At 69.8% G+C, this 26,566-nt stretch carries 27 protein-coding genes and 5 pseudogenes; 21 read left to right on the top strand and 11 right to left on the bottom strand.

The window, feature by feature from the left end; genetic code table 11:
- Positions 1 to 82: 82 nt before the first annotated feature.
- A pseudogene (locus H3H54_RS18505) lies at positions 83 to 307 on the bottom strand (MerR family DNA-binding transcriptional regulator); the annotation flags it as partial.
- Positions 308 to 358: 51 nt separating this feature from the next.
- Here H3H54_RS18505 and H3H54_RS00245 point away from each other — a divergent pair.
- Complete coding sequence (locus H3H54_RS00245) at positions 359 to 1,084, top strand: SDR family oxidoreductase (protein ID WP_262425039.1); 726 nt, start codon at positions 359 to 361, stop codon at positions 1,082 to 1,084.
- Positions 1,085 to 1,104: 20 nt separating this feature from the next.
- Here H3H54_RS00245 and H3H54_RS00250 read toward each other — a convergent pair whose 3' ends face one another.
- Complete coding sequence (locus tag H3H54_RS00250) at positions 1,105 to 1,713, bottom strand: flavodoxin family protein (RefSeq protein ID WP_262425040.1); 609 nt, start codon at positions 1,711 to 1,713, stop codon at positions 1,105 to 1,107.
- Between the two features lie 121 nt (positions 1,714 to 1,834).
- Entirely contained in the window at positions 1,835 to 2,263 is a 429-nt protein-coding gene (locus H3H54_RS00255; protein WP_262425041.1) for an Lrp/AsnC family transcriptional regulator, read from the bottom strand.
- 160 nt (positions 2,264 to 2,423) lie between these two features.
- Here H3H54_RS00255 and H3H54_RS00260 point away from each other — a divergent pair, with 160 nt between their 5' ends.
- On the top strand, positions 2,424 to 3,044 hold the full coding sequence (locus H3H54_RS00260) for a LysE family translocator (RefSeq protein WP_262425042.1): 621 nt from the start codon (positions 2,424 to 2,426) through the stop codon (positions 3,042 to 3,044).
- A 25-nt stretch (positions 3,045 to 3,069) separates the two neighbouring features.
- Positions 3,070 to 3,752: pseudogene (locus H3H54_RS00265) on the top strand (SDR family NAD(P)-dependent oxidoreductase).
- 27 nt (positions 3,753 to 3,779) lie between these two features.
- Here the strand turns inward: H3H54_RS00265 and H3H54_RS00270 are convergent.
- From H3H54_RS00270 to fdxA, 4 genes and pseudogenes are all read right to left on the bottom strand, one after another.
- Positions 3,780 to 4,904, bottom strand: coding sequence for a sigma-70 family RNA polymerase sigma factor (locus tag H3H54_RS00270; RefSeq protein ID WP_316249090.1), 1,125 nt, complete (start codon positions 4,902 to 4,904; stop codon positions 3,780 to 3,782).
- A pseudogene (locus tag H3H54_RS00275) lies at positions 4,901 to 5,307 on the bottom strand (YciI family protein). The gene H3H54_RS00270 and the pseudogene H3H54_RS00275 overlap by 4 nt, the downstream one beginning before the upstream one ends.
- Positions 5,308 to 5,419: 112 nt before the next feature.
- Positions 5,420 to 5,809: a MerR family transcriptional regulator gene (locus H3H54_RS00280; RefSeq protein WP_262425043.1), complete on the bottom strand. Its 390-nt coding sequence runs from the start codon at positions 5,807 to 5,809 to the stop codon at positions 5,420 to 5,422.
- Positions 5,810 to 5,899: 90 nt separating this feature from the next.
- A pseudogene (gene fdxA / locus H3H54_RS00285) lies at positions 5,900 to 6,228 on the bottom strand (ferredoxin).
- Positions 6,229 to 6,355: 127 nt separating this feature from the next.
- Here fdxA and soxR point away from each other — a divergent pair.
- From soxR to H3H54_RS18510, 7 genes are all read left to right on the top strand, one after another.
- Entirely contained in the window at positions 6,356 to 6,823 is a 468-nt protein-coding gene (soxR, locus tag H3H54_RS00290; protein ID WP_262426353.1) for a redox-sensitive transcriptional activator SoxR, read from the top strand.
- A 41-nt stretch (positions 6,824 to 6,864) separates the two neighbouring features.
- Complete coding sequence (locus tag H3H54_RS00295) at positions 6,865 to 7,494, top strand: superoxide dismutase (RefSeq protein WP_262425044.1); 630 nt, start codon at positions 6,865 to 6,867, stop codon at positions 7,492 to 7,494.
- Positions 7,495 to 7,703: 209 nt separating this feature from the next.
- Positions 7,704 to 8,228, top strand: a complete 525-nt coding sequence (locus H3H54_RS00300; RefSeq protein WP_262425045.1) for a hypothetical protein — start codon at positions 7,704 to 7,706, stop codon at positions 8,226 to 8,228.
- 11 nt (positions 8,229 to 8,239) lie between these two features.
- On the top strand, positions 8,240 to 8,974 hold the full coding sequence (locus tag H3H54_RS00305) for a sensor histidine kinase (protein ID WP_262425046.1): 735 nt from the start codon (positions 8,240 to 8,242) through the stop codon (positions 8,972 to 8,974).
- On the top strand, positions 8,967 to 9,629 hold the full coding sequence (locus tag H3H54_RS00310; RefSeq protein WP_262425047.1) for a response regulator transcription factor: 663 nt from the start codon (positions 8,967 to 8,969) through the stop codon (positions 9,627 to 9,629). The genes H3H54_RS00305 and H3H54_RS00310 overlap by 8 nt, the downstream gene beginning before the upstream one ends.
- 184 nt (positions 9,630 to 9,813) lie before the next feature.
- Positions 9,814 to 10,980 carry an ATP-binding cassette domain-containing protein gene (locus H3H54_RS00315; protein WP_316249091.1) on the top strand — a complete coding sequence of 389 codons (1,167 nt, stop codon included), beginning with the start codon at positions 9,814 to 9,816 and terminating at the stop codon, positions 10,978 to 10,980.
- Positions 10,952 to 11,452, top strand: coding sequence for an AAA family ATPase (locus H3H54_RS18510; protein WP_316249185.1), 501 nt, complete (start codon positions 10,952 to 10,954; stop codon positions 11,450 to 11,452). Before H3H54_RS00315 ends, H3H54_RS18510 begins: the two co-directional genes overlap by 29 nt.
- On the opposite strand, the gene H3H54_RS00320 is transcribed toward H3H54_RS18510, so the two are convergent.
- Positions 11,409 to 12,191 (bottom strand): hypothetical protein, encoded by a 783-nt coding sequence (locus H3H54_RS00320; RefSeq protein WP_262425048.1) that lies wholly within the window; start codon positions 12,189 to 12,191, stop codon positions 11,409 to 11,411. The genes H3H54_RS18510 and H3H54_RS00320 overlap by 44 nt on opposite strands.
- Before the next feature lie 141 nt (positions 12,192 to 12,332).
- Between H3H54_RS00320 and H3H54_RS00325 the strand changes: the two genes are divergently transcribed.
- The 3 genes from H3H54_RS00325 (at position 12,333) to H3H54_RS00335 (ending at position 14,994) form a co-directional block, all read left to right on the top strand.
- Entirely contained in the window at positions 12,333 to 12,473 is a 141-nt protein-coding gene (locus H3H54_RS00325) for a hypothetical protein (RefSeq protein WP_262425049.1), read from the top strand.
- A 123-nt stretch (positions 12,474 to 12,596) separates the two neighbouring features.
- Complete coding sequence (locus tag H3H54_RS00330) at positions 12,597 to 14,495, top strand: ABC transporter ATP-binding protein (RefSeq protein WP_262425050.1); 1,899 nt, start codon at positions 12,597 to 12,599, stop codon at positions 14,493 to 14,495.
- Positions 14,496 to 14,499: 4 nt separating this feature from the next.
- Positions 14,500 to 14,994 carry a flavodoxin domain-containing protein gene (locus tag H3H54_RS00335; RefSeq protein ID WP_262425051.1) on the top strand — a complete coding sequence of 165 codons (495 nt, stop codon included), beginning with the start codon at positions 14,500 to 14,502 and terminating at the stop codon, positions 14,992 to 14,994.
- A 12-nt stretch (positions 14,995 to 15,006) separates the two neighbouring features.
- Here H3H54_RS00335 and pdxS read toward each other — a convergent pair.
- Positions 15,007 to 15,908, bottom strand: a pseudogene (pdxS, locus tag H3H54_RS00340) (pyridoxal 5'-phosphate synthase lyase subunit PdxS).
- A 200-nt stretch (positions 15,909 to 16,108) separates the two neighbouring features.
- On the opposite strand from pdxS, the gene H3H54_RS00345 reads away from it, so the two are divergent.
- The 8 genes from H3H54_RS00345 to H3H54_RS00380 all read left to right on the top strand — a co-directional run bounded on the left by H3H54_RS00345 (position 16,109) and on the right by H3H54_RS00380 (position 23,982).
- Positions 16,109 to 17,470 (top strand): aminotransferase class I/II-fold pyridoxal phosphate-dependent enzyme, encoded by a 1,362-nt coding sequence (locus H3H54_RS00345; protein WP_262425052.1) that lies wholly within the window; start codon positions 16,109 to 16,111, stop codon positions 17,468 to 17,470.
- A 142-nt stretch (positions 17,471 to 17,612) separates the two neighbouring features.
- On the top strand, positions 17,613 to 18,854 hold the full coding sequence (locus tag H3H54_RS00350; RefSeq protein ID WP_262425053.1) for an ROK family protein: 1,242 nt from the start codon (positions 17,613 to 17,615) through the stop codon (positions 18,852 to 18,854).
- A 62-nt stretch (positions 18,855 to 18,916) separates the two neighbouring features.
- Positions 18,917 to 19,426: an ABC transporter substrate-binding protein gene (locus tag H3H54_RS00355; protein WP_262425054.1), complete on the top strand. Its 510-nt coding sequence runs from the start codon at positions 18,917 to 18,919 to the stop codon at positions 19,424 to 19,426.
- A complete protein-coding gene (locus H3H54_RS00360; RefSeq protein WP_262426354.1) occupies positions 19,387 to 20,202 on the top strand; it encodes an extracellular solute-binding protein in 816 nt (271 codons plus the stop codon). Before H3H54_RS00355 ends, H3H54_RS00360 begins: the two co-directional genes overlap by 40 nt.
- Before the next feature lie 13 nt (positions 20,203 to 20,215).
- Positions 20,216 to 21,088, top strand: a complete 873-nt coding sequence (locus H3H54_RS00365; RefSeq protein WP_262425055.1) for a carbohydrate ABC transporter permease — start codon at positions 20,216 to 20,218, stop codon at positions 21,086 to 21,088.
- Positions 21,081 to 21,983, top strand: a complete 903-nt coding sequence (locus H3H54_RS00370; RefSeq protein WP_262425056.1) for a carbohydrate ABC transporter permease — start codon at positions 21,081 to 21,083, stop codon at positions 21,981 to 21,983. Before H3H54_RS00365 ends, H3H54_RS00370 begins: the two co-directional genes overlap by 8 nt.
- A 2-nt stretch (positions 21,984 to 21,985) precedes the next feature.
- Entirely contained in the window at positions 21,986 to 22,981 is a 996-nt protein-coding gene (locus H3H54_RS00375) for a Gfo/Idh/MocA family protein (RefSeq protein ID WP_262425057.1), read from the top strand.
- On the top strand, positions 22,975 to 23,982 hold the full coding sequence (locus H3H54_RS00380; RefSeq protein WP_262425058.1) for a Gfo/Idh/MocA family protein: 1,008 nt from the start codon (positions 22,975 to 22,977) through the stop codon (positions 23,980 to 23,982). The genes H3H54_RS00375 and H3H54_RS00380 overlap by 7 nt, the downstream gene beginning before the upstream one ends.
- Positions 23,983 to 24,031: 49 nt before the next feature.
- Here the strand turns inward: H3H54_RS00380 and H3H54_RS00385 are convergent, their stop codons facing one another.
- Both H3H54_RS00385 and H3H54_RS00390 read right to left on the bottom strand, forming a co-directional pair.
- On the bottom strand, positions 24,032 to 24,925 hold the full coding sequence (locus H3H54_RS00385; RefSeq protein WP_262425059.1) for a dihydrodipicolinate synthase family protein: 894 nt from the start codon (positions 24,923 to 24,925) through the stop codon (positions 24,032 to 24,034).
- Between the two features lie 50 nt (positions 24,926 to 24,975).
- The gene (locus H3H54_RS00390) at positions 24,976 to 26,304 is read right to left on the bottom strand and encodes an enolase C-terminal domain-like protein (protein WP_262425060.1); all 1,329 of its coding nucleotides are present in this window, start codon (positions 26,302 to 26,304) and stop codon (positions 24,976 to 24,978) included.
- Positions 26,305 to 26,566 lie beyond the last annotated feature (262 nt).

Below are 26,566 nucleotides of genomic sequence, written 5' to 3' on the forward strand. Positions count from 1 at the left end.
CCGTGCCGGAGTCCACGCAGGGCAGCAGCTGCAGCACGGTGCGGCTCGACAGCCCGGCGGCGAAGAACGTCTGGATCAGCCGCACCCGCTCGACGGCGGAGGCGGGATACGTGCGCTGCCCGCCCGCGCTGCGCTCCGAGGTGAGCAGGCCCTGCTCCTCGTAGTAGCGCAGGGCGCGGGGACTGACCCCGGCCCGGGATGCCACGTCTCCGATGCGCATGCTGCCTCCTCCGTGTGATCTGGGCCTCTCCGACCCTGCTTGATCCTTGCCCCTGCCGTCAACGTCAGGTCCTACGGTACTCGCCATCGGCCGCGTGGAGACGCCTCGCAGGCCACAGGCACAGGAAGCAGAACAGACATGGACATCACCGGACAGATCGCCCTCGTCACCGGAGCGAACCGAGGGATCGGTCGCCAGTACGTGCTCGAGCTCCTCGAGCGCGGCGCGGCGAAGGTCTACGCGACCGCCCGTCGGCCCGAGACCCTCGACGTCGAGGACCCGCGCGTGGTGCCGCTGCGGGTGGACCTCCTGGACCACGACTCGATCATCGCCGCGGCCCAGGCCGCCTCCGATACGACCGTGCTGGTCAACAACGCCGGCATCGCCACCGGCGCGCAGCTGGTCACCGGCGACCCGGCCGAGCTCCGCCGGGAGATGGACACCCACTTCTGGGGCACGCTCGAGATGATCCGCCGCTTCGCCCCGGTGCTCGCCGGCAACGGCGGCGGCGCGATCGTGAACGTCCTCTCGGCCCTGTCCTGGTTCGCCTCACCCGGCACCGGCTCCTACGCGGCCGCCAAGGCCGCCGAATGGAACATGACCAACGGTGTGCGGATCGAACTCGCCGCGCAGGGCACCCTCGTCCAGGGCGTCCACCTCGGCGCGGCGGATACAGACATCTCCGCCGGGTACGACGGGCCGAAGATCGCGGCGCGCGAGGTGCCGCGCTGCTCGCTCGATGCCCTGACGGCGGGGCAGATCGAAGTGGTGGTCGATGACTGGAGCGCGATGGTCAAGGCCTCGCTGAGCGAGGACCCCGCCCCGTTCTACGACAGGATCACCGCGCTGCTCGGTGCCGCCTGAGGCGGGGTGGCCCGAGTGCCTCAGCCGACCGCCGGGTACGGGGTGCCGCGCAGCAGCCGTGCCAGGTGCGCGGCGTTGCGGGCGGCGGTGGCGGTCGTCGCCGAGACCGCCTCGGGCACCTCGTCGAGGTCCTGGTAGTCCGTCGAGCCCATCGCCTCTCCCACCCAGTAGGTGGCGCCCTGTGCGGGCAGCGTGAAGCCCACATCGTTCAGGCCCTGAGCGAGATCCGCAGTCACCTTGTGCGCACCGTCCTCGTTCCCGACGATGCCGATCAGCGCGACCTTGTCGAACACTCGGGGACGGCCGTCCTCATCGGTCTCGGAGTCGCCGTTCAGCCGCTCCAGCACCCGCTGGGCGATGCTGCTCGGGTGGCCGAGCCAGATCGGGGTGGCCAGCACCAGGATGTCTGCGGCCAGCACCTTCTCGTACAGGGCGGGCCAGGCGTCGCCCGCGCCCATGTCGACCGCCACGCCAGGCTTCACGTCATGGTCGACCACCCGCACGGAGGAGGTCGTCACGCCGTGCTGCTCGAGCTCCTCCAGCAGCTGGCGGGCGATCAGATCGCTGCTGGAGGGCTCCGGGGAGGGAGTGAGGGAGCAGGTGAGGGCGAGGGCTGAGAGGTCGGTCATCGGTGGCGTCCTTCCGTCGGCGGGTCGAGCGGCCTGTCCGGCCATGCTCGACCCGGCGGGAGGGACTGTCGAGGAGTTCGACCGATCAGTCGGAACGGCGCCGACGCTCGAAGGCAACCGTTCAGTCGGTGCGCAGCGAGCTGAACAGCAGACTCGTCTGCGTGGAGTTGACGCCGGGGATCGCGCGGATCCGTTCGAGGGCGAGATCGAACTCGGAGAGGTTGCGGCAGCGCAGCTGGATCACCAGGTCCCAGGTGCCGGTGGTCGAGTGGAGCTGTTCGATCTCGGGATAGCCGCGGATCTCGTGGACGATGTCGTGGTTGCGGCGGGTCTCGGTCGCCACCAGCATGACCCCGCGCACGGAGTCCTGCTCCAGATCGCTGCTGACCCGGATGGTGAATCCCTCGATCACGCCGGTGTCCACGAGGCGATCGATCCGTGACGTCACGGTCGAGCGGTTGATCCCCAGCTCGCGCGCCAGGACCGCCACCGGGGTGCGGCTGTTGGAGCGCAGGAGGGCGATGAGGCGGTAGTCCAGGTCGTCGAGCACGCAGTCAGCGTAACGCCACCCAGCAGAGTGCTCGGATGTTCCGCGTTCTGGCCGCAACTCGGCGATTGCGGCGCCGCATCGCCGACCTCTACCTTCACTCTTGGCCCAGGTGAGGGCGTGGTTCCGGGAGCTTCTCCCGCTGAGTGTCCGAGGTGGCGAAGTGCTCGATGTGTCGGTCCTGCCTGCATTCCTGGCAGCTGTCCTCGTGATCCTGGTGACTCCCGGTCCGGACATGGCGTTCCTCATCGCGACCGGTGTCAGCCAGGGCCGCCGGGCCGCGGTGCGCGGCGCCTTCGGTGTCACCACAGGGATGACGATCTGGGTGCTCGTCGCCGCGACCGGGCTCGGAGTGGCGCTGACGCAGCTTCCCTCCGCCCTCGACGCGATCCGCCTGGCCGGGGCCGGGTACCTGATCTTCCTGGCCATCTCCACATGGCGGAACGCGGGAGCGGCCATCGCAGAGGCGACCACGGCTCCGGACGTGTTCCGCCGCGGCTTCGTCGTGAACCTCACCAACCCCAAGGTCGCCCTGTTCTTCGTCGCCTTCCTCCCGCAGTTCCTCGGCTCGGTGGGCGAGAACCCCTTCGGCCAGATCCTCATGCTCGGCCTGCTGCTCCAGCTCACCGGGTTGGTCGCGGACATTGCCATCGGCAGCGCGGCCGGTCTCTTCCGGGACGCCGTGCTCGGCCGGCGGAAGGTGCGCCTGGCGCTGGATGCGGCCGCAGGCACCGTCTACGGCGCACTCGCCTCGCTGCTGATCATCGAGGTCGCTCGCCACTGACCGTCCCCGGAGGGAGACTGGAACCATGGACACCTCCCAGGACAGCACCCTCACCGCCCTCGTCACCGGGGCCACCAGCGGGATCGGCCGCGAGGTGACCCGGCAGCTCGCCGCGTCGGGCTGGCGGGTGATCGCCGTCGGCCGCGACCAGCAGGCACTGACCGAGCTCGCACAGGCCTCCGAGCTGATCACCGCGCGCGCCGCGGATCTGCTCGAGGATGACCTCGCCGCCCTCGTCCCCGAGCGGGTCGATGCGCTCGTGCACGCCGCTGGCATCTCCCCCGACGGAGGGGTCGAGCACACCGGGGCCGAGGGCTGGTCCCGGGTGTTCGCCCTCAACGTCACCGCCGGGGCGCAGCTGGTGCGCCATGCCCTGCCGGCCCTGCGCCGCGCCCGCGGCACCATCGTGCTCGTGAACTCCGGGGCCGGCACCGCGGCTCGGCCCCGCAACACCCCTACGCCGCGAGCAAGCACGCCCTGCGCGCGCTCGCCAACGGTCTGCGCGTCGAGGAGGAGGAGCACGGGGTGCGGGTCTCGACCGTCTACCCCGGCCCCACCGACACCCCGATGTTCACCGGGGACGTGGACCGGGAAGCCCTGATCAAGCCCGCCTCCGTGGCCGCCGCGATCCTCACCGCGATCATGGCGAGCGAGGACGTCCAGCTCACTGACATCCATGTGAGGCCGCGCCGCGAGCTGTCCTGGTGACTGACCGGCCGCAGCGTCACGCCGAGTTCAGCCTTGCCGCCTGTCGCCGCAGGTGGTCCCGCTCCGCGGTGCTGGCCGCCTCGTTCGCGGCCTCGGTGAACAGCGCCGCCGCTCGGGGCGGTCCCCGGCGGCCTCGTGCAGGTGCGCCGCGACCGCTGCATAGCGCGGCAGGGTCTCGTCCAGCTCTGCCAGCGCGGCCAGGCCAGCCCGCGGGCCCTCGACCTCCCCGAGAGCGACGACCCTGTTCAGGCGGGCGATCGGGCTCCCCGTCAGCTGCACCAGCTCGTCGTACCACTCGAGGATCTGCGGCCAGTCCGTCTCCTCGACGCTGCGGGCGTCGGCGTGCAGCGCCGCGATCGCGGCCTGGGCCTGGAACTCGCCGAGCCGGTCCTGCGCGAGGGCGGCCTGCAGGATCCCGATCCCGTCGGCGATCGTCCGGGTGTCCCAGAGCGTGCGATCCTGCTCGGCCAGCGGGATCAGGGCACCCGCCGGGGAGAACCGCGCCGGCCGACGGACGTGATGCAGCAGCATCAGCGCCAGCAGCCCCGCGACCTCGGGGTGGGGGATCGCGGCATGGAGCCGACGGGCCAGCCGGATCGCCTCCTCGACGAGGTCCACGTCCCCCGTGTAGCCCTCGTTGAAGATCAGGTAGAGCACCCGCAGCACCGTGGCGACATCCCCGGGAGCATCGAGGCTCTGACCTGCGAGGGTGCGCTTGGCACGGGAGATCCGCTGCGCCATGGTCGCCTCGGGCACCAGGTACGCCGCCGCGATCTGGTGGGTGGTCAGCCCGCCCACCGCCCGCAGGGTGAGGGCGATTGCGGAGGCCGACGTGAGGGACGGGTGCGCGCACAGGAAGAACAGCTGCAGGGTGTCGTCGGCCGCGCTGACCGGTCCCGGCTCGGGCAGCTGCTCGAGCTGCTCCTCGCGCCGGTGCCGCGCGTCCTCGCTGCGGATCCGGTCGAGGAGCTTCCGCCAGGCGACGGTGATCAGCCAGCCCTTCGGATCCCGAGGGGGAGCCTTCGGCCAGGAGGCGATCGCCTCGACCAGCGCGTCCTGCACGGCATCCTCCGCCGCCGCGAACTCTGCTCCGCGGCGGCGGAGGATCCCGATGACTGCGGGCACCAGCTCCCGCAGCAGCTGCTCGTTCATCCGGTTGTCGGGGGATTCACGCCGTAGAAGGGGCGCAGCTCGAGCCATTCATGGATCGGCTTGCCGCCCTTGCCGGGCGCTGCGGAGAGCTCCCCGGCGAGCTCGACGGCGCGCGCGTGGCTGTCGACGTCGATGATCATCCACCCGGCGATCAGGTCCTTGGTCTCGGCGAACGGGCCGTCGGTGACCGGGGACGTCCCTCCCCGTCATAGCGCACCCAGCTGCCCTCGGGAGAGAGGGCCTGGGAATCCACGTACTCGCCGGTGCCCGTCAGCTTCTGCGCGAAGTCGTCCATGTACTGCACGTGGGCGGTGACCTCGCCCGGCGTCCACTGGTCCATGGGGACGTCGTTCACGCCCTGCGGTGCGCCGCGGTAATGCTTGAGCAACAGGTACTTGGCCATCGGTCTCTCCTTCGAGGGGTGCGACCCATTGTGGTCGCGTGCACCTCGGGACGGAACCGGAAGACGATTCTCGACATCCGGGGCACCGGAGAGTCCGACGCAGCTGCGGGCTTCAGGCCCGCTCGTGCTCCTCGATGACCTCGTCGAGGATCTCCGCGGTGTCGCGCAGACGTGCGATCTCGTGGGCGAGCCGCTCACGGTGAGTACGCAGGGCGACCAGGGGGCTGGGGTCGTGCTCCTGAGCTCCGAGCAGCGCGGGCAGGATCGGCCGGATATCCGCACTGGTGAGGCCGGCGGCAAAGAGCCGCTGGATCAGCAGAACGCGGTACACGGTCTCCACGTCGAAGCGGCGATGACCGGCTGCAGTGCGGCCCGGAGTGAGTAGGCCCTGTTCCTCGTAGTAGCGCAGGGAACGGGCGCTGACCGAGGTGCGGGCGGAGAGGTCGCCGATGCTCAGGGCCTCCGCGACGGCGGGCTTCACACGGGTGTCAACGGCGGTCATGCCTGCACTGTACGACCGGGAGGCCCGGGATCCATGCAGGTCACGGGCGTGTCGCCAGGGGTGACACGGGTGTGAGGCCCGCCGCGGAGCTCACTCCAGGGGATTGGGCTGCGGCGGAAGGGCCTCGATGATCGGGTGGTCCTTGTCGATCACGCCTGTGCCGGCGGCGCCGCCGGGGAGCCGACGTCGTCGAAGAACTCGACGTTGGCCTTGTAGTACTCAGCCCAGAGGTCCGGGGTGTCGTCCTCGTAGAAGATGGCCTCGACGGGGCAGACGGGTTCGCAGGCTCCGCAGTCCACGCACTCGTCGGGCTGGATGTAGAGCATCCGGTTGCCCTCGTAGATGCAGTCCACAGGGCACTCGTCCACACAGGAGCGGTCCTTGACGTCCACGCACGGCAGCGCGATCACATAGGTCACGAGCAGGGTCCTTCCGGTCGAAGCTGGCTAGAGCGTAGGATCTCAAGTGCACTTGAGGTCAAGCGGGAGGGGAGGTGAGGGCGTGAACCCCGCCCACGAGCCCGATGAGCTGCTCACGATCGGCGAGATGAGCCGCCGCACCGGCGTCGCGGCGTCAGCTCTGCGCTACTACGAGGAGCTCGGCCTGGTGGGCTCGGTGCGCACCGCCGGCAACCAGCGCCGCTACCCGCGCCACATGCTGCGCCGCGTCTCCCTGATCACCGTCGCCAAACGCCTGGGCATGCCGCTCGCCGACGTCGGAGAAGCTTTCGGCGACGTCCCGATGGAGAGCACACCCTCCCATGTCGACTGGCAGCGAGCCTCGCGCCGCTGGAAGAAGCGGCTCGAGGAGCGGCGTCGGGCCATCGAGCGGCTCGAGCACGAGCTCACCGGATGCATCGGCTGCGGCTGCCTCTCCCTCAAGGCCTGCGCGCTGCTGAACCCGGATGACGCCCTCGCTGAGATCGGCCCGGGGCGCGCCGGCTCGAGGACGTCGTCGAGGATTCGGACGAGGGGCTCGATGGGGATGACCCCGCTTGACCTCAAGTGCGCTTGAGGTCTTAGGGTCGGGGCAATACCTCGACGAAAGGACTGTTCATGGCTGACTACACGCTTCCTGATCTCGATTACGACTACGGCGCGCTGGATCCCTCGATCTCGGGGAAGATCATGGAGCTGCACCACTCCAAGCACCACGCGACCTACGTCAAGGGCGCGAACACGGCGCTGGAGAAGCTCGCTGCGGCGCGTGAGGCGAATGATTTCGGGACGGTGAACCAGTTCTCGAAGGATCTGGCGTTCAACCTCGGTGGTCACACGAACCACTCGATCTTCTGGAAGAACCTCTCGCCCGAGGGTGGCGACAAGCCCACCGGTGAGCTGGCGCAGGCGATCGAGGAGTTCTTCGGCTCCTTCGATGCGTTCCGTGCGCACTTCACCGCTGCGGCGCTGGGCATCCAGGGCTCGGGCTGGGCTGTGCTCGCCTACGAGCCCCTCGGTGGGAAGCTCGTGATCGAGCAGTTCTACGATCAGCAGAACGGTGTGCCCGTGGCGACGATCCCGCTGTTCCAGCTGGACATGTGGGAGCACGCCTTCTACCTCGATTACCAGAACGTGAAGGCCGATTACGTCAAGGCGATCTGGAACATCGTGAACTGGGCTGATGTCCAGGCACGTTTCGAGAACGCGCGGAAGAACGCGTCCGGCCTGGTCATCCCCAGCGCCTGATCTCCTGAGCTGACCCGGTGCGATGCCGGGCCCGCTCCGTGCTGTGGCCGGTCCCTCTCGTGGAGGGGCCGGCCGCTGCGCTGTCTCGCCCCCGCGCCCGTATCGACCAGGGGACGAGCGAACAGCCCCACCGCTTCTGGGTGCTCATCGCCCCGCACCGGACCTTTCGGACGATGCCCCGGCCTCCCGGCCCGCTCTACAGTGACGGAGTGGACCTCGACCGTGCCCCCTCCCCGGCCCCCGCGTCAGCTGCGGCGGGCGCCGATACCTCCTCGACCCTCGCCGCCACCCTGCGCGGCGCCATGCACGTGGCGTTCCTGGTGCTGCCCACCGTCGGCGCTCTGCGCGCCATCACCGCCGAGGGTGTCCAGGTGCTGCTGGCGAGCCTCGTCGCCGCCGCCATCGCCGCGATCTACCTGGTCGGCTCCCGCCGCGCCCTGACCCGCGGCGCGGCCGGCAGATCCGCCCACACCGATCTGCTGCTGCCCTCGCCGGCCTGGGTGCTGGTCCTGTCCGCGGCATGGATGGCGAGCACCTTCGTCTCCGCCGCTTTCGTGTGGGTCGCCTTCCCCCTGTTCTTCCTGGTCCTGTTCGTGCTCGGCCGGGTCGTCGGCCCACTGGCACTGACCGCTGTCGCACTCTGGGCGGTGGTCTCCCCGCTGCTCGCCCACGAGCGCTCTTCGCTGGGGATGGGGAGATCCTCGGCCCGCTGGTCGGCGCGGCCTTCTCCCTGATCGCCCACGCCGTGTACAGCCGGCTCCTGCTCGAGACCGACCGCAACCGGCAGCTGGTCGCCCAGCTCCAGGCCGCGCAGAGCGAGCTGGCCGATTCCGAGCGTCGGAAGGGCATCGCCGAGGAGCGTCAGCGCCTGGCCCAGGACATCCACGACACCCTCGCCCAGGGCCTGAACTCGATCGTGATGCTCAGCCGCGGCGCGCGCCGCACCCACCCCTCGGCCGTCGCGGAGTTCGGTCGCATCGAGGACGCCGCCCGCGAGAACCTCGCCGACGCCCGCCGCCTGGTGCGGGACCTCGCGGACAGAGCCCCGCAGACCACCCTCGAACAGGCCCTGCGCACCGTGATCACCCGCGTCGAGGCGCTCGATGACCTGGGGGAGCAGCCTCGCTGGGAGCTGCGCATCGACGGGACCCCGCGCGAGCTGCGGCCCGAACAGGTCGAGACCCTGCAGCGCGCCGCTCAGTCCCTGGTCGCCAACGTGCAGCGGCACGCCCGAGCTCAGCGCTGCGTGCTCACCCTGGCCTGGTGGCCGGACCGCGTGAGCCTCGACGTGGTCGACGACGGCCGCGGCTTCGACCCCTCCGCCCCGCTGCGCGGCCGGGACGGCGGTGACGGGCTGCGCCTGCTGCGCGCCCGGATGGACCGCGCCGGCGGCACCGTGGCGATCGACTCGGCCGGGGGGAAGGCACCACCGTCGGCATCACCCTGCCGACCGACCGGCAGGAGGTCGGCGCATGAGTAAGGACGGTGCCGCCGTGAGCATCCGGATCATGATGGTCGACGACCATCCCGTGGTCAGGGCCGGGCTGCGCGCCCTGCTGGAGGCCGACGAGGGGATCGAGGTGGTCGCCGAGGTCGGCTCCGGCACCGAGGGGCTGCGGGTGCTCGACGAGCTGGCCGTATCGCCCGACGGTGCCCCTGACCTGGTGCTGATGGACCTGAACCTCGGCGACGGGATCGGCGGCATCGAGACCACCCGCACCCTGCGGCAGCGCCACCCGAGCGTCCAGGTCCTCGCGGTGACCACCTTCGATGCGGAGGCCGACATCGTCGGCGCCCTGGAGGCCGGAGCCACCGGCTATGTGCTCAAGGATTCCCCCACCCAGGCTCTGATCGATGCGGCGCGTGAGGCCGCCGCCGGTCGCAGCGTCCTCTCGCCCGAGGTGCAGCAGCGCCTGGTCCGCCGAATGACCCATCCCGCCACCGCCCTGTCCCCGCGAGAGACCGAGATCCTCGCAGCGCTCGCCACCGGCGCCACCAACCGTGAGGTCGCCAAGGCCCTGTTCATCTCCGAATCGACCGTGAAGACCCACCTGGTCCACCTCTACGGCAAGCTCGGCGTCGACAGCCGCACCGCCGCGATCCGCGTGGCTCGCGAGCGCCGGCTGATCCGCTGACCCCTCGAAAAATCAGGTGCTCAGCCGTTCCTGTCTCTGTTAGCGTCGCCGGCACCGATTCCCCCTGAGTGAGGACTGTTCACGATGCTCTACCGCCTGGTGTTCCCGCCCGCGCGCTGACGTCGTCGTTCCCCTGCCCGGACCTCCGGCCTCAGCGCTTTTGCTGACGAGCCCTGGAGTCCACGTGCCCACCACTCAGAATTCTGCGATCACCCTTACCGACACCACCTTCACCTGGGCCGACGGCAGTCGTGCCCTGGATGGGCTCACCGCCACCTTCGGCGCGGGCCGCACCGGTCTGATCGGTGCCAACGGCACCGGGAAGACGACCCTGCTGCGGTTGGTCACCGGCGAGCTGAGACCCACGGCGGGAACCATTGCTGTGCGGGGCCAGGTCGGCTACCTGCCCCAGCAGCTCACTCTGCGCACCGGCGCGACTGTCGCCGAGCTGCTGGGCATCGACCACCGACTGCGGGCCCTTCGCGCGATCGAGGCCGGCGACGCCTCCGCCGAGCACTTCGATGCCCTTGCCGACGACTGGGGCGTCGAAGCGCGTGCGCTCGCCGCCCTGGACGCGATGGGTCTGGTGGGCATCGGCCTCGAACGGTCGGTGGGCACCCTGTCCGGTGGAGAGACCGTGCTGGGGGCGCTGACCGGGCTGAGGCTGGCCGGAGACGAGATCGTCCTGCTGGACGAACCGACCAACAACCTCGACCGACGGGCTCGCCACCGGCTCTACGAGACCATCACCACCTGGCGCGGCACCCTGCTGGTGGTCAGCCATGACGTCGAGCTGCTGGACCTCATGGACGAGATCGCCGAGCTGCGCGCAGGTTCCCTGACCATCTATGGCGGTCCTTACAGCGCCTTCCAGGAGCACGTGGCGCAGCAGCAGGCCGCGGCTCAGCAGGCCCTGCGCAGTGCGGAGCAGCTGCTGCGCATTGAGAAGCGTCAGAAGGCAGAAGCCCAGACCAAGCTCGCTCGGCGACGGCGCTACGCCCGCTCCGACTCCGAGAACAAGCGTCGGCCGAAGGTCATCATGAACCAGCTCGCACGTGATGCCCAGGAGTCGGAGGGCAGGTTGCGTACCGAGCTCGATGAGAAGGTCGACTCCGCCCAGCGGGCCGTCGACCAGCAGGCACAGCGCGTGCGCCGTGAGGCCCGGATCACGGTCGAGCTGCCCGACCCCGATGTCCCCTCCTCTCGGCGCCTGGCCGAGCTGCGGGGGCCCGCAGGGCGTCGTCTCGGTGCTCCAGGGCCCGCAGCGCACGGCTCTGACCGGTCCCAACGGGATCGGGAAGACCCGCCTGGTGGAGACACTCGTGCACCCACTTGCCGCAGAGGGTCGTGAGGTGTACGCCGTGCCACGGACGGACCTGATCGGCTATCTGCCCCAACGACTCGACCATCTCGCGAGCGGTGAGGACGAGATGTCCGTGCTCGAGGCCGTGCGCGCCGCCGCCCCGAGCACATCCGATCAGCAGATCCGTGCCGACCTGGCGAGATTCCTGTTCCGTGAGAACACCGTCCACCGCCGGATCAGCGACCTCTCAGGTGGCGAACGATTCCGCGTCGCGCTGGCCACGCTGTTGCTCGCCCGGCCCTCCCGCCAGCTGCTGGTGCTCGACGAGCCCACCAACGACCTGGATCTGCACAGCATCGACGAACTGGTCAGCGCCCTGAACTCCTACCGCGGCGGGCTGCTGGTGGTCAGCCACGACGATGCCTTCCTGGACCGCCTGGGCATCGACACCTGGCTCACCCTGGGCACCGACGGGCTCAGCCCGGCGTGGCCAGGTACCGATCGTGCGCAGGACGCGTGATGCGCGTCGTCGCGACGGACCCGACGAAGTGTGTGAGCACGGACAGCAGGACGAGGAGGGTCACCGGCACGGCCGCGCCCCACCAGAGATCGGCCGGCGCTCCGGTCGCCCACAGCACGATGAACAGCACCAGCGCGGGAAGCAGCCCCGCCGGGGAGAGCGCGGGCAGCAGCCCGATGCCCAGCGCGACGATCACACACAGCAGCAGCGGCGGGAACTGCAGCACTCCTCCGAGGTGGATCTCGACCTCCAGGGCCCGCCCGAACGCATAGCCCAGCCCGGCTCCGAGGGCCAATGCTCCCAGGATCCGCCCCACGCCGTAATGGGACCACTTGCCCGCGGCATTCGAGCGCTGCACCGCCCACCCGAGCGCGGCGCCCAGCAGGACGCATCCCAGCAGCGCGAGGGTCGTCGGCGGCATCATGGCGAGGAAGTTGTGCCGCCGCGGACTGACCTCGAAATGACGCAGGGCGATCTGCATCATGAGGATCTGGCTGAAACCGAGCCCGGCCAGGACCGCCCCGGCGGTGGCCATCGAGGCGATGTGCCGGTACGAGACGGCAGCGAGCAGCGCCGCGAAGAAGAGGACCCCGAGGAGCCAGCCCCACGGGGAGTCCAGGTCCGGCACGTCCATGTACACCAGGCTCGTCCCGGCGAGGAACACCGCGGCGAGGCCGGAGCCCACGACTCGTGCCAGGTCCTGTGCACGGATCTGCCCCGACCGCACCGCCTCCGTCATCCCATCCCCCTCAAGACATCGATCATGCACGCATAATAGACGGCCCCTCGGCCGGGCTTCGCCGCGGAGCGGATTCTCGAAACGCGAGCGGGCACCACCGGGAACGAGCACTTCGAGATGTGCTCGATAGACCATGCGCTGATGGATATCCGCGCCGCCTCCTGGAAGCCCGTCCAGGGGCAGCAGCGTGACGCCGGTCAGCGAGTGACGTGGTCTCTGGTGCTCACCGGCGTCGCCCTGGCGGTTCTGCTGATCATCGAGGTCCGGCGGCCCGAGAGCTGAGGCGCGCAGGGGCCGAGCAGCGGCGGTGGCCGGTTGCACTCCGCTCGTGAGATCACAGCTCTTGACTTCAAGCGTGCGTGAAGTTCGAGGCTGGGGCCCTTCGACCGAGAAGGAGCGCCCCCGATGAGCATGGAGACCGCAGCGTGGCAATCGCTGTACTCGACGATGCACGCCCAGCAGGACCGCCAGCCGTTCTCCCGGGCCACCCTGGGACGCATCGCTCGCTTCGCCGGCCCGCACCGTCGGCGCTTGACAGGGTTCCTGGTGGTCAGTGTGATCACGGCGGCGCTCACCGTCGCGACCCCGCTGCTGGCGGGCCGGGTGATCGACGCCATCACCGGCGCGGCCGGGCTGTCCACCATCCTCGCGCTCGCGCTGATCATCGCCGCGGTGGCTCTGGCCGAGGCCGCCTTCGGCATCGTCCAGCGGTGGCTGTCGGCCACCATCGGCGAGGGCCTGATCCTGGACCTGCGCACCGCGGTCTACGACCACGTCCAAGCGATGCCGGTGGCCTTCTTCAGCCGCACCCGCACCGGCGCGCTGGTCAGCCGCCTGAACAACGACGTCCTGGGCGCCCAGCGCGCTTTCAGCGACACCCTCGCCGGAATCGTCAGCAACGTGGTCACGCTGCTGCTCGCGTTCATCGCCATGGTCAGCCTGTCGTGGGAGATCACCCTGGTGACCGTGCTGCTGCTGCCGATCTTCGTGCTGCCCGCCCGCCGGATGGGGGCGCGCCTGGCCCGGCTGCAGCGCGAGGCCGCCAACCACAACGCCACCATGAGCAACCGCATGACCGAGCGCTTCTCCGCCCCCGGCGCGACTCTGATCAAACTGTTCGGCAGCCCCGCCCGGGAGTCGGCCGAGTTCGCCACGCGCGCCGCGCGGGTGCGGGACATCGGCGTGCGCAGCGCCATGGTCCAGGAGGTCTTCTACATCGCCCTGATGCTGGTCTCGGCACTGGCCCTCGCCCTGGTCTACGGGGTCGGCGGGTACTTCGCGCTGACCGGACGCATGGAGGCAGGCGCCGTGGTCGCGCTCGCCCTCCTGCTGACCCGGCTCTACGCACCGCTGACCGCACTGGCCAACGCCCGCGTGGAGGTGATGAGCGCGATGGTCAGCTTCGAGAGGGTCTTCGAGGTGCTGGACCTCCCGCCGCTGATCCGGCAGGCCCCTGACGCGCGGGAGCTGCCGCAGGGCCCGGTATCCGTGGAGCTCGATGACGTCCGCTTCGCCTACCCCTCGGCGCAGCAGGTCTCCCTGGCCTCCCTCGAGGAGGTCGCCATCCTGGATCCGCGGGCGGGCCGCGAGGTGCTGCACGGCATCTCCTTCCGGGTCGAGCCCGGGCGGACGGTGGCCCTGGTCGGCTCCTCCGGGGCGGGCAAGTCCACCATCGCCTCCCTGATCCCGCGCCTGTTCGACGTCGATGCCGGGGCCGTACGCATCGGGGACCTCGACGTGCGCGAGGCAACGACCGCCTCGGTGCAGCGCACCGTCGGCATGGTCACCCAGGACGGCCACCTGTTCCACGACACCGTCCGCGCCAACCTGTCGATCTCCCGCCCGGACACCACCGATGACGAGCTGTGGGAGGTCCTGGAACGGGCCCGCCTGGTGCCTGTGGTGTCGGCGCTGCCGGACGGGCTGGACACCGTCGTCGGCGAACGCGGATACCGCTTCTCCGGCGGCGAGCGGCAGCGGATGACGATCGCGCGCGTCCTGCTCGACCAGCCTCAGGTGGTGATCCTGGACGAGGCCACCTCCAATCTGGACTCGAGCTCGGAAGCGGCGGTCCAGGAGGCGCTGACCGAAGCGCTCGCCGGACGGACCGCGGTGATCATCGCCCACCGGCTGTCCACGATCCGCGCGGCGGACCAGATCCTGGTCGTCGAGGACGGGCGGATCATTGAGACCGGCAGCCACGGGGAGCTGCTGGCGGCCGGAGGTCGCTACGAGGAGCTGCATCGCACGCAGTTCGCAGAGCCCTCGGTCCCTGGTCGGGCGGGTTCTGCAGTGCCATCATGAGCCCATGACCGTTCTCGTCGCCTACGCGACCCATTCCGGCGCCACCCAGACCTTGGCCGAGACCTTGGCCGCGACGCTCGGAGCCGAAGGCCTCTCCGCCGAGCTCGTCGACGTCGCCACCGACCCCGATCCCTCTGCCTACGACGCGGTGGTGCTGGGATCCGGTGTGCGCATCGAGGCGATCGAGAAATCCGCCGTGCAGTGGGTCACCGGACACCGCGCAGCCCTGCTCGAGCGGCCGATGGCCTTCTTCTCCTGCTCCGGCTCCGCGGCGGACCCCGCCAAGGGCGGCAAGCAGAAGGCCACCGACACCTTCCTGGAGACCATCGGCTTTTCCCCGGTGGCGGTGAAGAAATTCCCCGGCTGGGTGCTGATGGACAAGATCCCGCTGCATGAGCGGCTGCTGCTGAAGTCCATGCGCACCCCCACCGGTGACTTCAGGGACCTGCCGGCCGTCGAGGCGTGGGGGCTGGAGATCGCGCCGCTGCTGGCGGGCTGAGCTCGGGCCCGGTCACCAGCCCCGCTCGGCCAGCCGGTGCGGGGCCGGCAGATCCGCCACGTTGATCCCCACCATCGCCTCGCCGAGCCCGCGGGAGCTCTCGGCGATCACGGCCGGATCGTCGTAGGACGCGGTGGCGCGGACGATCGCGGCGGCGCGCTTGGCCGGGTCGCCGGACTTGAAGATCCCGGAGCCCACGAACACCCCGTCGGCCCCCAGCTGCATCATCATCGCGGCATCGGCCGGAGTGGCCACGCCGCCGGCGGTGAACAGCGGCACCGGCAGCGCGCCCGCCTCGGCGATCTGCTTGACCAGGGCGTAGGGGGCCTGCAGCTCCTTCGCAGCGACGAACAGCTCATCCTCGCTCTTCGCCGCGAGCTCCCGGATCTGGGAGGTGATGGTGCGGATGTGCTTCGTGGCCTCAGAGACATCTCCGGTGCCGGCCTCGCCCTTCGAGCGGATCATCACCGCGCCCTCGGTGAGACGGCGCAGCGCCTCGCCGAGGTGGGTCGCGCCGCACACGAACGGTGTGGTGAAGCGGTGCTTGGCGATGTGGTGGACGTAGTCCGCGGGGAGAGCACCTCGGACTCATCGATGTAATCCACCCCCAGCTGCTGCAGCACCTGCGCCTCGACGAAATGGCCGATGCGGGCCTTGGCCATCACCGGGATCGAGACCGCCGCGATGATGCCCTCGATCATGTCGGGATCGCTCATGCGGGAGACCCCGCCCTGGGCGCGAATGTCCGCGGGGACCCGCTCGAGGGCCATCACGGCGACCGCGCCGGCGTCCTCGGCGATCTTCGCCTGCTCGGCGGTGACGACGTCCATGATGACGCCGCCCTTCAGCGACTCGGTGAGCCCGGACTCGGGGGCGCTGGCCGTGGTGGGGGTGGTGGAAGTGCTGGTGCTCATGGGGTCTCTTCCCGTCGCTCTCGCGGCGCGGGCCGACGGCATCCGACGCGTCGGCCCTCCCTGCACCACATTGATCTGTGCCAAAAATAGCATGGCATGTGCCATACGCCGCGGGATGTCCGGAGGCGCTGTGAACGCGGGTCGGACGGCCGCGGGGCGACGTGCTGTCGTCGCGAGGAGGGGCACCTAGACTCGACGGCGTGGAACCAGGCGACGAGCAGGCGATCAGCGGCGGGACCGCGGCGGAGATCACCGCGAGCGTGCGGGCCCTCGTCGACCGCGGAGACCTCGCCCCCGGCGACCCGCTGCCGCCGGTGCGCGTCCTCGCCGCACGGCTCGGCATCCACCGCAACACCGCCGTCGCCGCCTATCGCATGCTGGCCCGCTCCGGCGTGGTCATCGCCCAGGGCCGCGCCGGCACCCGCGTCGCCGCGCGCACGTCCCTGCCCCAGGAAGGCTTCGCCGACATCCACGCCAGCGCGGACACCGGGATGCCCGCAGCCTTTCTGCGTGACCTCGGCTCCGGGAACCCCGACCCCGCCCTCATCCCCGATCTCGCCCCCGCGCTCGCTGGCGCCGTCGGCCGCCCCGTGCTCTACGGGGAACCCGTCATCGATCCGGACTTCGAGGCCTGGGCGCGGGACTGGATGGCCCCGGACGTCCCCGCCGGGGACGAGGTGCGCTTGACCCTCACCAGCGGCGCAGTCGATGCGATCGAGCGGCTGCTCGCCCAGGCCCTGGTGCGAGGGGACGCCGTCGCGCTCGAGGACCCGTGCTTCCTCGCGAGCATCCAGACCGTCCGCCACGGCGGCTATCGTGCGATCCCCGTACCGGTGGACGCGGAGGGCATGACCACCGGCGGCCTTCGCACCGCGCTCGAGGACGGCGCCCGCGCCGTGGTCCTCACCCCGCGCGCCCAGAACCCCACCGGCGCCTCTCTCAGCGCGAGACGCGCCGCAGAGCTGCGAGACGTGCTCGCCGAACACCCATACGTGTTGGTCATCGAGGACGACTACTTCTCCTTCCTCTCCCGCGCACCCTTCCGTTCAGTGGTGGGAGCGGACCATCGACGCTGGGCGCTCGTCCGCTCGGTCTCGAAGTTCCTCGGCCCGGACCTGTGCCTCGCCGTCACCGCCACCGACCCGGACACCGCGGACAGGCTCGCGCTGCGCCTCAGCCCCGGCACCACCTGGGTCAGCCACCTCCTGCAGCGCCTCGCCCACGGGGTGCTCGCCGACGACTCCGCCCGCGAGCTCATTGCCCGCGCCGGTGCGCAGTACGCTGCCCGCAACGCCGAGGCCGCCCGGCTGCTCACCGCGCACGGGCTCCCGGTGGTCGCGGGGGACGGGATGAGCCTGTGGGTGCCGGTGCCGCGCCCCGCCCGGGAGGTCGCCGCCCGGCTCGCCCGTCGCGGCTGGCGGGTGCGCACCGACGACGAGTTCCGCTTCGATCCCGGGGCTGCGGGTGACGATGCCGCAGGCCACCTGCGGGTGACGGTCCACGACCTCACCGCCGACGAGAGGCGACGACTGGTGGAGGACCTCGCGGCGGCCCTGGCCTGAGACCAGAGGCCCCGCGCTTGACAAGCGAGTGATCCACCGCATAACTTCTGCAAACAGGTTTCATAACCTGTGTGGAGCGCCAGCGAGGCCGCTGGCGACTCCCCGCCCAGCCTGTTCTTCGATGTGGAAGGTGTGGTCTGCCATGGCGTTCAGCCCGGTCGATGAGCATGACCGCCTTCAGGTCCGGACCGCTCCAGCGGTGACGGTCGATCCGGCCTTGCGGCCTGAGGCGCAGCGGCTGTACGCCACCGCGCTCGCCCGCATCCTCAAGGAGGTCAGCGACCGGGGAGGCGCCACCATCGGTGAGCTCTCGGAGGTCGCAGAGGTGAGCCGTCCGACGGTCCAGCGTGCGCTCGGGGAGCTCGAGGAGCTGGGGCTGCTGCGCGAGAGCGAGCTGCGGCATACAGGGTCCGGTCGGCCTGCGCGCACCTGGGGCCCGACCAGCGGGCCGCAGATGGTCCTGGGCGTGGATATTCGACGGACTGAATCCCACGTGACCGTCTCCAGCCTGACGGGGAGAACCCTCCTCGATGTCGTGACCAGTCATGACACGCTGCTGGCCGCCGACGTCGGAACGCCCGTTCCACCGGATCGGCACGAGGAGGAACGTGCCGTGCCCGGGCTCGTCCTCGAGCACGTGGCCGCACTTCTCGCGGAGCACGACATCGACCACGCCGACGTGCTGGAGACGGTGATCGGAGTTCCCGGCATCGTGGCGAAGGACGGCCGGGTGCTGCTGTCCAACGGTGTCCCCGGGCTGACCGGGTACTCCCTCGGGCGCCGCGCCGAGAAGATCATCCGCCTGAGCTCGGTCCAGGTGGAGAACGACATGAACCTCCGGGCGATGGGGGAGCTGCGCATCGGCGTCGCGCAGGAGCTCTCCTCCTTCGTGTATCTCACCAACCACGATTTCCACCGGCCGGCGATCGTCCTGGATCGGACCCTGTGGCATGGCCACCACCGCGTGGTCGGCGAGGGCGACATCCTCTCCCGCAGCGGCGCGGTCTCGACCGAGCTGACCGTGCACGGCCGAACTGTCGAGTACTTCGAGGTCGCGCACGGCATCGATGACGGCACGCTCGACGCGTCATGGCTGCCGGCCCTGAATGACCAGCTGGCCACCGTGCTCGCGCTCCTCTGCTACACCGTCGATCCCGAGGCAGTGATCGTCCATGGCGGAGCGACCACCACCGGAGCGCACGCCCTGCAGGACCTCGCAGAACGTTTCCACGCATACGCGGTCACCGAGGACGCACCGACGGTGCTCGCCGCGAGCCACGGCGCGGACCTCACCATGAGCGGCGCTCTGGCTCTGGCCCTCCGAGAGGCGCTGATCAGAGTCCTCGGAGTGCCGAGTCCGCTGGTCCCCACCATCCGCCGCTGACCCCCGCTCTCTGCCAGACCACAACACCCAGCGATCGCTGGGCCCATCCCAAGGAGATACCGATGACCCTCACCACCCGACGACTCTTCCTCGGCGGCACCGTTGCCCTGGGCGCGAGCACCCTCGCCGCCTGCGGCGGAGGTGAGAGCGGGGGCGGAAGCATCCCCGAGGAGGTCCCCGCTGACGAGACGGCGAAGATCGCCTACAGCATCTGGGATCAGGCGCAGAAACCGGCCATGGAGAAGATCGTGGCCGCATTCAACGAGGAGTACCCGAACATCGAGGTCGCCATCAGCGTGACCCCCTTCGCCCAGTACTTCGAGAAGCTCCAGACCCAGGCGACCGGAGGTGACCTCCCGGACGTCTTCTGGATGAACGGCCCGAACTTCCAGCTCTACGCCGCAGAGGGCAAGCTCCAGGATCTCGCGGAGGTCCCCGGGATCGACACCTCGAAGTATCCCGAGGCCATGAACGACCTCTACACCATGGAGGACGTCAGTACGCGGCGCCGAAGGACTTCGACACCATCGCCCTGTGGTGGAACGAAGAGCTCTTCGAGCGGGCAGGAGTAGCCGCACCCGATGGGAACTGGACCTGGGACGATTACGCCCAGGCGGCTCGAGAGATCACCGCTGCTCTCGGCTCCGAGGGGATCTGGGGCGGCTGCAACAGCATCGAGAACCAGGCGTACCTCTACCCCCTGAGCTTCCAGGCCGGCGGCGAGATCATCTCCGAGGACGGCACCACCTCCGGCTACGACTCCCCGGGCACCATCGAGGCGTTCACCTTCGCGCGCTCGCTGGTCGAGGAGGAGGCGCATCCCTCGATCGCCTATCTCACCGACAACAAGCCCTCCGACGTCTTCAACGGCGGGAAGTCGGCGATGCTGTGGTCCGGCAACTGGTCCGCTGCGGTGTTCAAGGATTCCCCGGTGAAGGAGTCGATCCGCACAGCCCCGCTCCCGCAGGGCTCCGAGACCGCCAACGTGATCCATGGGATCGGAAATGCCATGGCCGCCGAAGGGAAGAACAAGGCTGCAGCCGCGGCTTTCCTCGCCTTCGTCTCCGGTGAGGCGGCGAACATCATCCAGGCCGAGGAGGGCGCCGCCAACCCCGCGTACGAGGGCACCGCCACCGCCTATGTCGAGGCGCTGCCCGAGTTCGATCTCCAGAAGTTCATCGACAATGCGGCGGACGCCCGCCCCTACCCTGTCTCGAAGAACACCGGCGCATGGCTCAGCCTCGAAAGCGACTACTTCCCGCGCATCCTCAACGGCGAGCTCGAGGTCGAGGCCGGGCTCGGCGAGCTCGCCGAGAAGATGAACCAGGCACTGGCCGATGAGCAGTGACCGCACTCGAGCCTTGAAGCGGGACGACGCCTGGGCCTGGATCTTCATCGGTCCGCTCATGGCGGGCGTGGCGGTCTTCTACTTCTGGCCGCTTCTCAGCACGTTCTACAACTCCTTCACGGAGTTCGGTGCCTTCGGCGGCACCCAGTGGACCGGGCTGGAGAACTACCGCACCCTCCTGACGGACGGCGAGGTGCCTCGAGCCGTCCTGAACACGCTGATCTACACCGCGGTCGTGATGCTGGGCATCCCGCTCTCGGTGTACTTGGCATCGTTGCTGAACCGCCCGGGCCTGCGCTTCGCCTGGTTCTACCGGGTCATGTTCTTCATGCCGATCGTGGCGATGCCGGCGGCTATCGCCATGGTCTGGCGCATGATCTACAACAGCGACTTCGGGATGCTGAACTATCTCCTGTCGCTGATCGGAATCGATGGCCCGTACTGGATCGCGAGCCCCGGCTGGGCGCTTGCGGCCGTCAGCATCGTCGGCCTGTGGGCATCGCTCGGCTTCTCGATCATCATCCTGTCCGGCGGCCTGCGCGGGATCCCGCCGGAGCTGTATGAGGCTGCCTCACTGGACGGTGCAGCGCCCATGCGGCAGTTCTTCTCCGTCACGGTGCCGTTGCTGACGCCCAGCATCTTCTTCCTCACCATCATCACGGCGATCAACGGCTTCCAGCTCTTCGACCTGCTGTACGCGCTGATGGGCCCGACGAATCCCGCGATGTCGCGCACCCAGTCCCTGGTCTACCTGTTCTACGAACAGGCCTTCGGGCAGAACGACAAGGGGTACGCCTCAGCTATCGCCATGCTCATCCTGGCCATCATCGGTCTCATCACGGTGGTCCAGTTCCGGCTCCAGAAGAAGTGGGTGAACTATGCCTGACACCGCCGTCGCCTCCGCGACCACCGGTCGCGCTCGGACTCGCGCTCTGCAGGGCGGGACGCGACGACGCGGGTCCCGCGGCCCGCGCAACATCGACGCCTATCTGGTGCTCACGCTCGGTGGGCTGATCATGATCTTCCCGTTCGTGTGGCAGCTGATCATGTCGCTGTCCACACAGGCGGAGGTGACGAGCGTGCCTCCCACCCTGGTCCCGGAGGCAGTGCAGTGGCGCAACTACGTGGACGTGTTCGATCTGCTGCCGTTCGCCGCCAGCCAGTTCACGGTGTCTGCCCTGGTCACCGTGATGCGGGTGGTCGTGCAGATGATCCTGTGCGCGATGGCCGGGTACGCCTTCGCCCGCATGCAGTTCCGCGGGCGCGGGATCATCTTCGCGCTGCTCCTGTCGATCTTGATGGTGCCGAGCCAGATCTACCTGATCCCGCAGTACTCGATCATTCAGAACATGGGCCTGCTGAACACTGTTCTGGGCATTGCGATGCCCGGGCTGTTCAGCGCCTTCGGGACCTTCCTGCTGCGCCAGCACTTCAGCTCCATGCCAGACTCGCTCGAGGAAGCGGCGAGACTCGATGGGGCGAACCAGTGGCAGATCTTCTGGAAGGTCATGCTCCCGCTGTCCGGCCCAGCACTCGCCTCGGTCGCCATCCTCACGACCATCGCCTCGTGGAACGACCTGCTGTGGCCGCTGGTCGTCAGCACGTACGAGGAGAGCATGCCGCTTGCGGTCGGCCTCGCGACTCTGCAGGGACAGCACATGACGAACTATCCCGTCATGATGGCTGCGAGCCTCCTGGCGATGGCGCCGATCCTGATCCTCTTCCTCGTCCTCCAGCGCCGAGTGGTCGAAGGTCTCGCCCACTCGGGAATGAAAGGTTGACAATGACGACCACTGCTCACGCCGACCCGCCGCGCGTCGGCATCGTCGGCACCGGCGGGATCTCCCGCGCCCACCTGCCCGGCTGGACCGAACTCGGCGCCGAGCTGCACTGCTACAGCCTCACCGGCGCCGAGGAGTTCGCCGCCGAATCCGGTGCGACCACCCACGACAGCCTCGACTCCCTGCTGGCCGCAGTGGACGTCGTCGACGTCTGCACCCCCACCCCCGCGCACCCCGAGATCGTGCGCGCAGCGCTGGACGCCGGCAAGGACGTGGTGTGCGAGAAGCCGCTCGCCCTGACCGCCGAGGAGTCCCGCGACCTCGCCGAGCATGCCGAGCGCGCTGGCCGGCGCCTCTTCCCGGCGCACGTGGTGCGGTTCTTCCCGCAGTACGCGGCGGCGAAGCGAGCGATCGACACCGGCGCCGTGGTGGGTGAGCTCGCGGTGCTGCGCTTCGAGCGCACCGGCTCGCTGCCGGACCGCTCCTGGTACGCCGACGAGGAGCTCTCCGGCGGCATCGTCATGGACCAGATGATCCACGACATCGACCAGGCGCTGTGGATGGCCGGGCCCGTACAGAAGGTCTATGCCCAGCAGGCGATCGCGAGCTCCGACAGCACCGTGCGCACCGCCCATGTGGTGCTCACCCATCGCTCGGGCGCGATCAGCCACTGCCGCGGATTCTGGGGGCCGGTGGGAACGAAGTTCCGTTACACCTTCGACCTCGCCGGGGACGGAGGGCACTTGCAGTACGACAGCGCCGGTGACCCCGGGATCGTCTTCGACGACGTCGCCTCCGCCCGCCAGAGCAGCGGTGACGGCTTCCTCCCGGACGTCTCCACCCTGCGCGACCCCTACGCCGCGGAGATCGTCGAATTCGCGACGGCGCTGAGAGCCGGCGCCCCCACCCGCGTGGATGCGGCCGACGGCGTCCTCGCCGTGGAGGTCTCCCGCGCCGCCCTCGAGTCCCTGCGCACCGGACGGAGCATCGCATGCTGACCGCACGAACGATCGACCCCGCCACCCCGATGAAGGTCGCGCTGATGAGCTGCGCGCACACCCACGCCGTGGGCTACGCCGGGCTGCTGGAGGCCCGGGCCGACGTGGACCTCGTGGTCGCCGACCCCGACGGCTACGGCGACGTGCGCGGAGTGCGCGTGGTCCCCTCCTACGCCGCGGCCTGGGACGCCTGGCCCGAGGGGCCCGACGCCATCGTGGTGACCAGCGCCAACGCACACCACAAGGATCTCGTGCTCGAGGCGGCCCGCCGCGGCGTGCACGTGCTGTGCGAGAAGCCGCTGGCCACGAACCTCCCCGATGCCGAAGCGATGGTCGAGGCCTGCCGCGAGGCCGGGGTGGTGCTGATGACTGCCTTCCCGGTGCACTTCGCCCCCGAGGTGGAGGCGCTGCGCACCGCGCTCACCGACGGCACCCTCGGCGAGGTCATCGGCCTGACCGGCACCAACAACGGCAAGCTGCCCGCGGGCCGCGACTGGTTCACCGACGTCGAGCTCGCCGGCGGTGGCGCGATGGTCGACCACACGGTGCACATCGCCGAGATCCTCGACTCGGTCTTCGGCCCGCCCGCCACCGTCCACGCGGTCACCAACCGCATCCTGTACGCCGAGCGGGCCGGGGAGGGCGCCGAGACCGGCGGCCTGGTCACCCTCACCTACGACTCCGGACTCGTCGCCACCATCGACTGCTCCTGGTCACAGCCGGCCGACGCCCCCACCTGGGGCGGGCTGCGCCTGCAGGCCCTCGGCACCGGCGGGCAGCTGCAGATCGACGCCTTCGCCCAGCACGTGGGCGGACACGGCCAGTGGCTGCCCTACGGGACCAACACCGACGCCCTGCTGCTGGACGCCTTCCTCGACGCAGTGCGCGCCGGCGAGGCGGTGGATCCCACCGGCGAGGTGGGCCTGCGCACCGTCGCGGTGGTCGCCGCGGCCCAGGAGTCCGTGCGGACCGGTCAACCGGTGGCGATCGCAGGCGCCTGAGATGACGGCGCCGGGGGTGGTGCTCGGGAACCCGAGCACCGCCCCCGGGTCAGCTGATGAGGTAGCCCTCAAGGCCGTCGACCGCAGCCAGCGCACCGGCGACCTGCGCGTCCTGCTCCGGGGTGTGCTGCGCCATGGGCGCACGGGACTGGCCGATGTCCACGCCGCGGGCGCGCATGCCCGACTTCAGCGTCGGATATACCTCGCCCTGCGCGAGCGCTCCGAGCAGGGCCACGGCCAGCTCCTGGAGCCGGCGGGCCTCCGCGAGATCTCCCTCCCGGAAGGCGCGATGCAGGTCGACGTAGAGCCGCGGAGCAATGTTGAACGTCGCCCCGATCCCGCCATCCGCCCCGTGGGACAGGGCGGCGACCAGCAGGTCGTCGGAACCGAGCAGCAGGGAGAAGCCCTCCGGCGTGCCCGCGCGGACGCGGGCCAGCACGGCGAGATCGCTCGAGGTGTACTTCAGGCCCGCCAGCGTGCCCTCGGCGGCCAGGCCCGTGAGCAGATCCGCGCTCAGCACCCGGCCGGTGAAGCCGGGGATCGTGTAACCGATGAGCGGGAGCTCGCTGCATGAGCGGATGTCGCGGAAGTAGTCGACCAGCGACTCGTCGGAGTACGTGTAGTACAGCGGGATGCTGGCGCTGATCGCCGTGGCACCGTGGTCCGCGGCGCGCCGCGCCATCTCGCGCACGTCGCGCTGGTCGGAGGCCGCCACCTGCATCACGACGTGCCTGTCACCGGCATGTGCGGCGACTGTCTCGAGCAGCTCGAGCCGTTCGGCCGTGCTGAGCAGGTAGTACTCCCCGGAGGTCCCCGAGACGAAGAAGCCGTCCACGCCCGTGTCGACGAGCTTCGACACCAGCATGGAGGTGCGATCGAGGCTGATCGACCCCTCATCGTCATAGGCGGTGAGAAGCGCGGGAAGGATGCCGCTGATCGTCATTACTGTTCCTCTGGAGGTCGGTGGAGTGGGCCGGCGCTGGTCCCAGGATCTCAGACGGGCACCACGGCGGGAGCTGCGGGGTAGAAGGGGTCCTTCCAGACCGGTCCGTCCGGGAAGAGGTGGTCGGCGATGGACCCCGGGTGCATCTCGGCGCTCGCGCCGGGTCGGGAAGGTGCCCGGTAGTGCCCGGACTCCACGGTGACGGGATCGGTGAAGTGCTCGTGGAGATGGTCGACGTACTCGACGAATCGACGCGGGTCCTCGGCACCGATCGCCGCGGCGTCGAAGAACGCGAGGTGCTGGACCATCTCGCACAGCCCCACGCCCCCGGCGTGCGGGCAGACGGGGATGCCGAACTTCGCCGCGAGCAGCAGGATCGCGATGTTCTCGTTGACGCCGCCGACGCGCGAGGCATCGATCTGGAGCACGTCGATCGCCTCGGCCTGCAGGAGCTGCTTGGCGATGACCCGGTTCTGCATCTGCTCACCGGTCGCGACACGGAGCGGCGCCACGGCCTTGCGGATCGCGGCGTGCGCCAGGATGTCATCCGGGCTGGTGGGCTCCTCGATGAAGGCGGGGTCGTACGGTGCCAACCGCTCAAGCCACTCGACCGCGTCGGCGACGTCCCAGCGCTGGTTCGCGTCGACCGCGATGGGGAAGTCCGATCCCATCGTCTCGCGCGCGATCCGCATGCGACGGACGTCCTCGTCGACATCGGCCCCGACCTTGAGCTTGACCATCTCGAAGCCCTCGTCGCGGGCCTCGTGCAGCAGCCGTACGAGCTTCTCGTCGCTGTATCCGAGCCAGCCGGCCGAGGTCGTGTACGCCGGGATGCCTTCCTGCTTGAGAGCGGCGATGCGCGCCTCCTTCGTGCTCGCGGCACGCTCCAGGAGCTCGAGCGCCTCCCCGCGGGTCAGTGCATCGGTGAGGTAACGGAAGTCCACCAGATCGACGATCTGCTCGGGGGTCAGCTCGGCCAGCAGCAGCCACAGCGGCTTGTCCTCGCGGCGGGCGCGCAGATCCCAGGCGGCATTGACCACGGCGCCGATCGCCATGTGCATGACGCCCTTCTCCGGGCCCAGCCACCGCAGCTGGGAATCGCCCACGAGCTCACGGGAGAGGCCGCCGAGGTCCGCCAGCGTCGCCTCGACGTCCCGGCCGAGGAGGTGGTCGCGCAGCGCGTTGATCGCGGCGACCTGTACGTCATTGCCGCGGCCGATGGTGAAGACCAGGCCGTGGCCCGAGTCGCCGGCGTCCGTGACCAGCTCGACGTAGGCGGCGGAGTAGTCGGGGTCCGGGTTCATCGCGTCCGAGCCGTCGAAGGCTCGCGACGTCGGGAACCGAACATCACTCACGCGGAGGTCGCTGAAGATTGACATGTGTTTCTCGCATTCTCGGGTCGACCCCGGCATCATCCCATGTTTGGGGAAAGTGTAGGCAGAAAGGTGCCGGACCGCAAGGTAATGGCGCTGGTCAGGGCTTATCTTTGACGGGCGAGCAAGGGAGTCCTCCGACCTATGATGCCCACTACTCTTTTCACCCGCGCCTGGTGCTCCGCGCGGCGGGGCCGGGACGGCGCCGGCCGCCCTGCTGCGCGATGCGCCACAGGACGGCCGGAGTGCGGAAGTGCCGCGAGACTGC

This window comes from Brachybacterium sp. Z12 (genome assembly GCF_014400405.1).
Classification (GTDB): Bacteria; Actinomycetota; Actinomycetes; order Actinomycetales; family Dermabacteraceae; genus Brachybacterium.

Coding starts and splice junctions, on each gene's coding strand:
- H3H54_RS00245 (WP_262425039.1), top strand. CDS start 359: ATGGACATCACCGGACAGATCGCCCTCGTCACCGGAGCGAACCGAGGG.
- H3H54_RS00250 (WP_262425040.1), bottom strand. CDS start 1,713: ATGACCGACCTCTCAGCCCTCGCCCTCACCTGCTCCCTCACTCCCTCC.
- H3H54_RS00270 (WP_316249090.1), bottom strand. CDS start 4,904: ATGAACGAGCAGCTGCTGCGGGAGCTGGTGCCCGCAGTCATCGGGATC.
- H3H54_RS00280 (WP_262425043.1), bottom strand. CDS start 5,809: ATGACCGCCGTTGACACCCGTGTGAAGCCCGCCGTCGCGGAGGCCCTG.
- soxR (WP_262426353.1), top strand. CDS start 6,356: ATGAGCCGCCGCACCGGCGTCGCGGCGTCAGCTCTGCGCTACTACGAG.
- H3H54_RS00295 (WP_262425044.1), top strand. CDS start 6,865: ATGGCTGACTACACGCTTCCTGATCTCGATTACGACTACGGCGCGCTG.
- H3H54_RS00310 (WP_262425047.1), top strand. CDS start 8,967: ATGAGTAAGGACGGTGCCGCCGTGAGCATCCGGATCATGATGGTCGAC.
- H3H54_RS00320 (WP_262425048.1), bottom strand. CDS start 12,191: ATGACGGAGGCGGTGCGGTCGGGGCAGATCCGTGCACAGGACCTGGCA.
- H3H54_RS00325 (WP_262425049.1), top strand. CDS start 12,333: ATGGATATCCGCGCCGCCTCCTGGAAGCCCGTCCAGGGGCAGCAGCGT.
- H3H54_RS00330 (WP_262425050.1), top strand. CDS start 12,597: ATGAGCATGGAGACCGCAGCGTGGCAATCGCTGTACTCGACGATGCAC.
- H3H54_RS00335 (WP_262425051.1), top strand. CDS start 14,500: ATGACCGTTCTCGTCGCCTACGCGACCCATTCCGGCGCCACCCAGACC.
- H3H54_RS00350 (WP_262425053.1), top strand. CDS start 17,613: ATGGCGTTCAGCCCGGTCGATGAGCATGACCGCCTTCAGGTCCGGACC.
- H3H54_RS00355 (WP_262425054.1), top strand. CDS start 18,917: ATGACCCTCACCACCCGACGACTCTTCCTCGGCGGCACCGTTGCCCTG.
- H3H54_RS00370 (WP_262425056.1), top strand. CDS start 21,081: ATGCCTGACACCGCCGTCGCCTCCGCGACCACCGGTCGCGCTCGGACT.
- H3H54_RS00375 (WP_262425057.1), top strand. CDS start 21,986: ATGACGACCACTGCTCACGCCGACCCGCCGCGCGTCGGCATCGTCGGC.
- H3H54_RS00380 (WP_262425058.1), top strand. CDS start 22,975: ATGCTGACCGCACGAACGATCGACCCCGCCACCCCGATGAAGGTCGCG.
- H3H54_RS00385 (WP_262425059.1), bottom strand. CDS start 24,925: ATGACGATCAGCGGCATCCTTCCCGCGCTTCTCACCGCCTATGACGAT.
- H3H54_RS00390 (WP_262425060.1), bottom strand. CDS start 26,304: ATGTCAATCTTCAGCGACCTCCGCGTGAGTGATGTTCGGTTCCCGACG.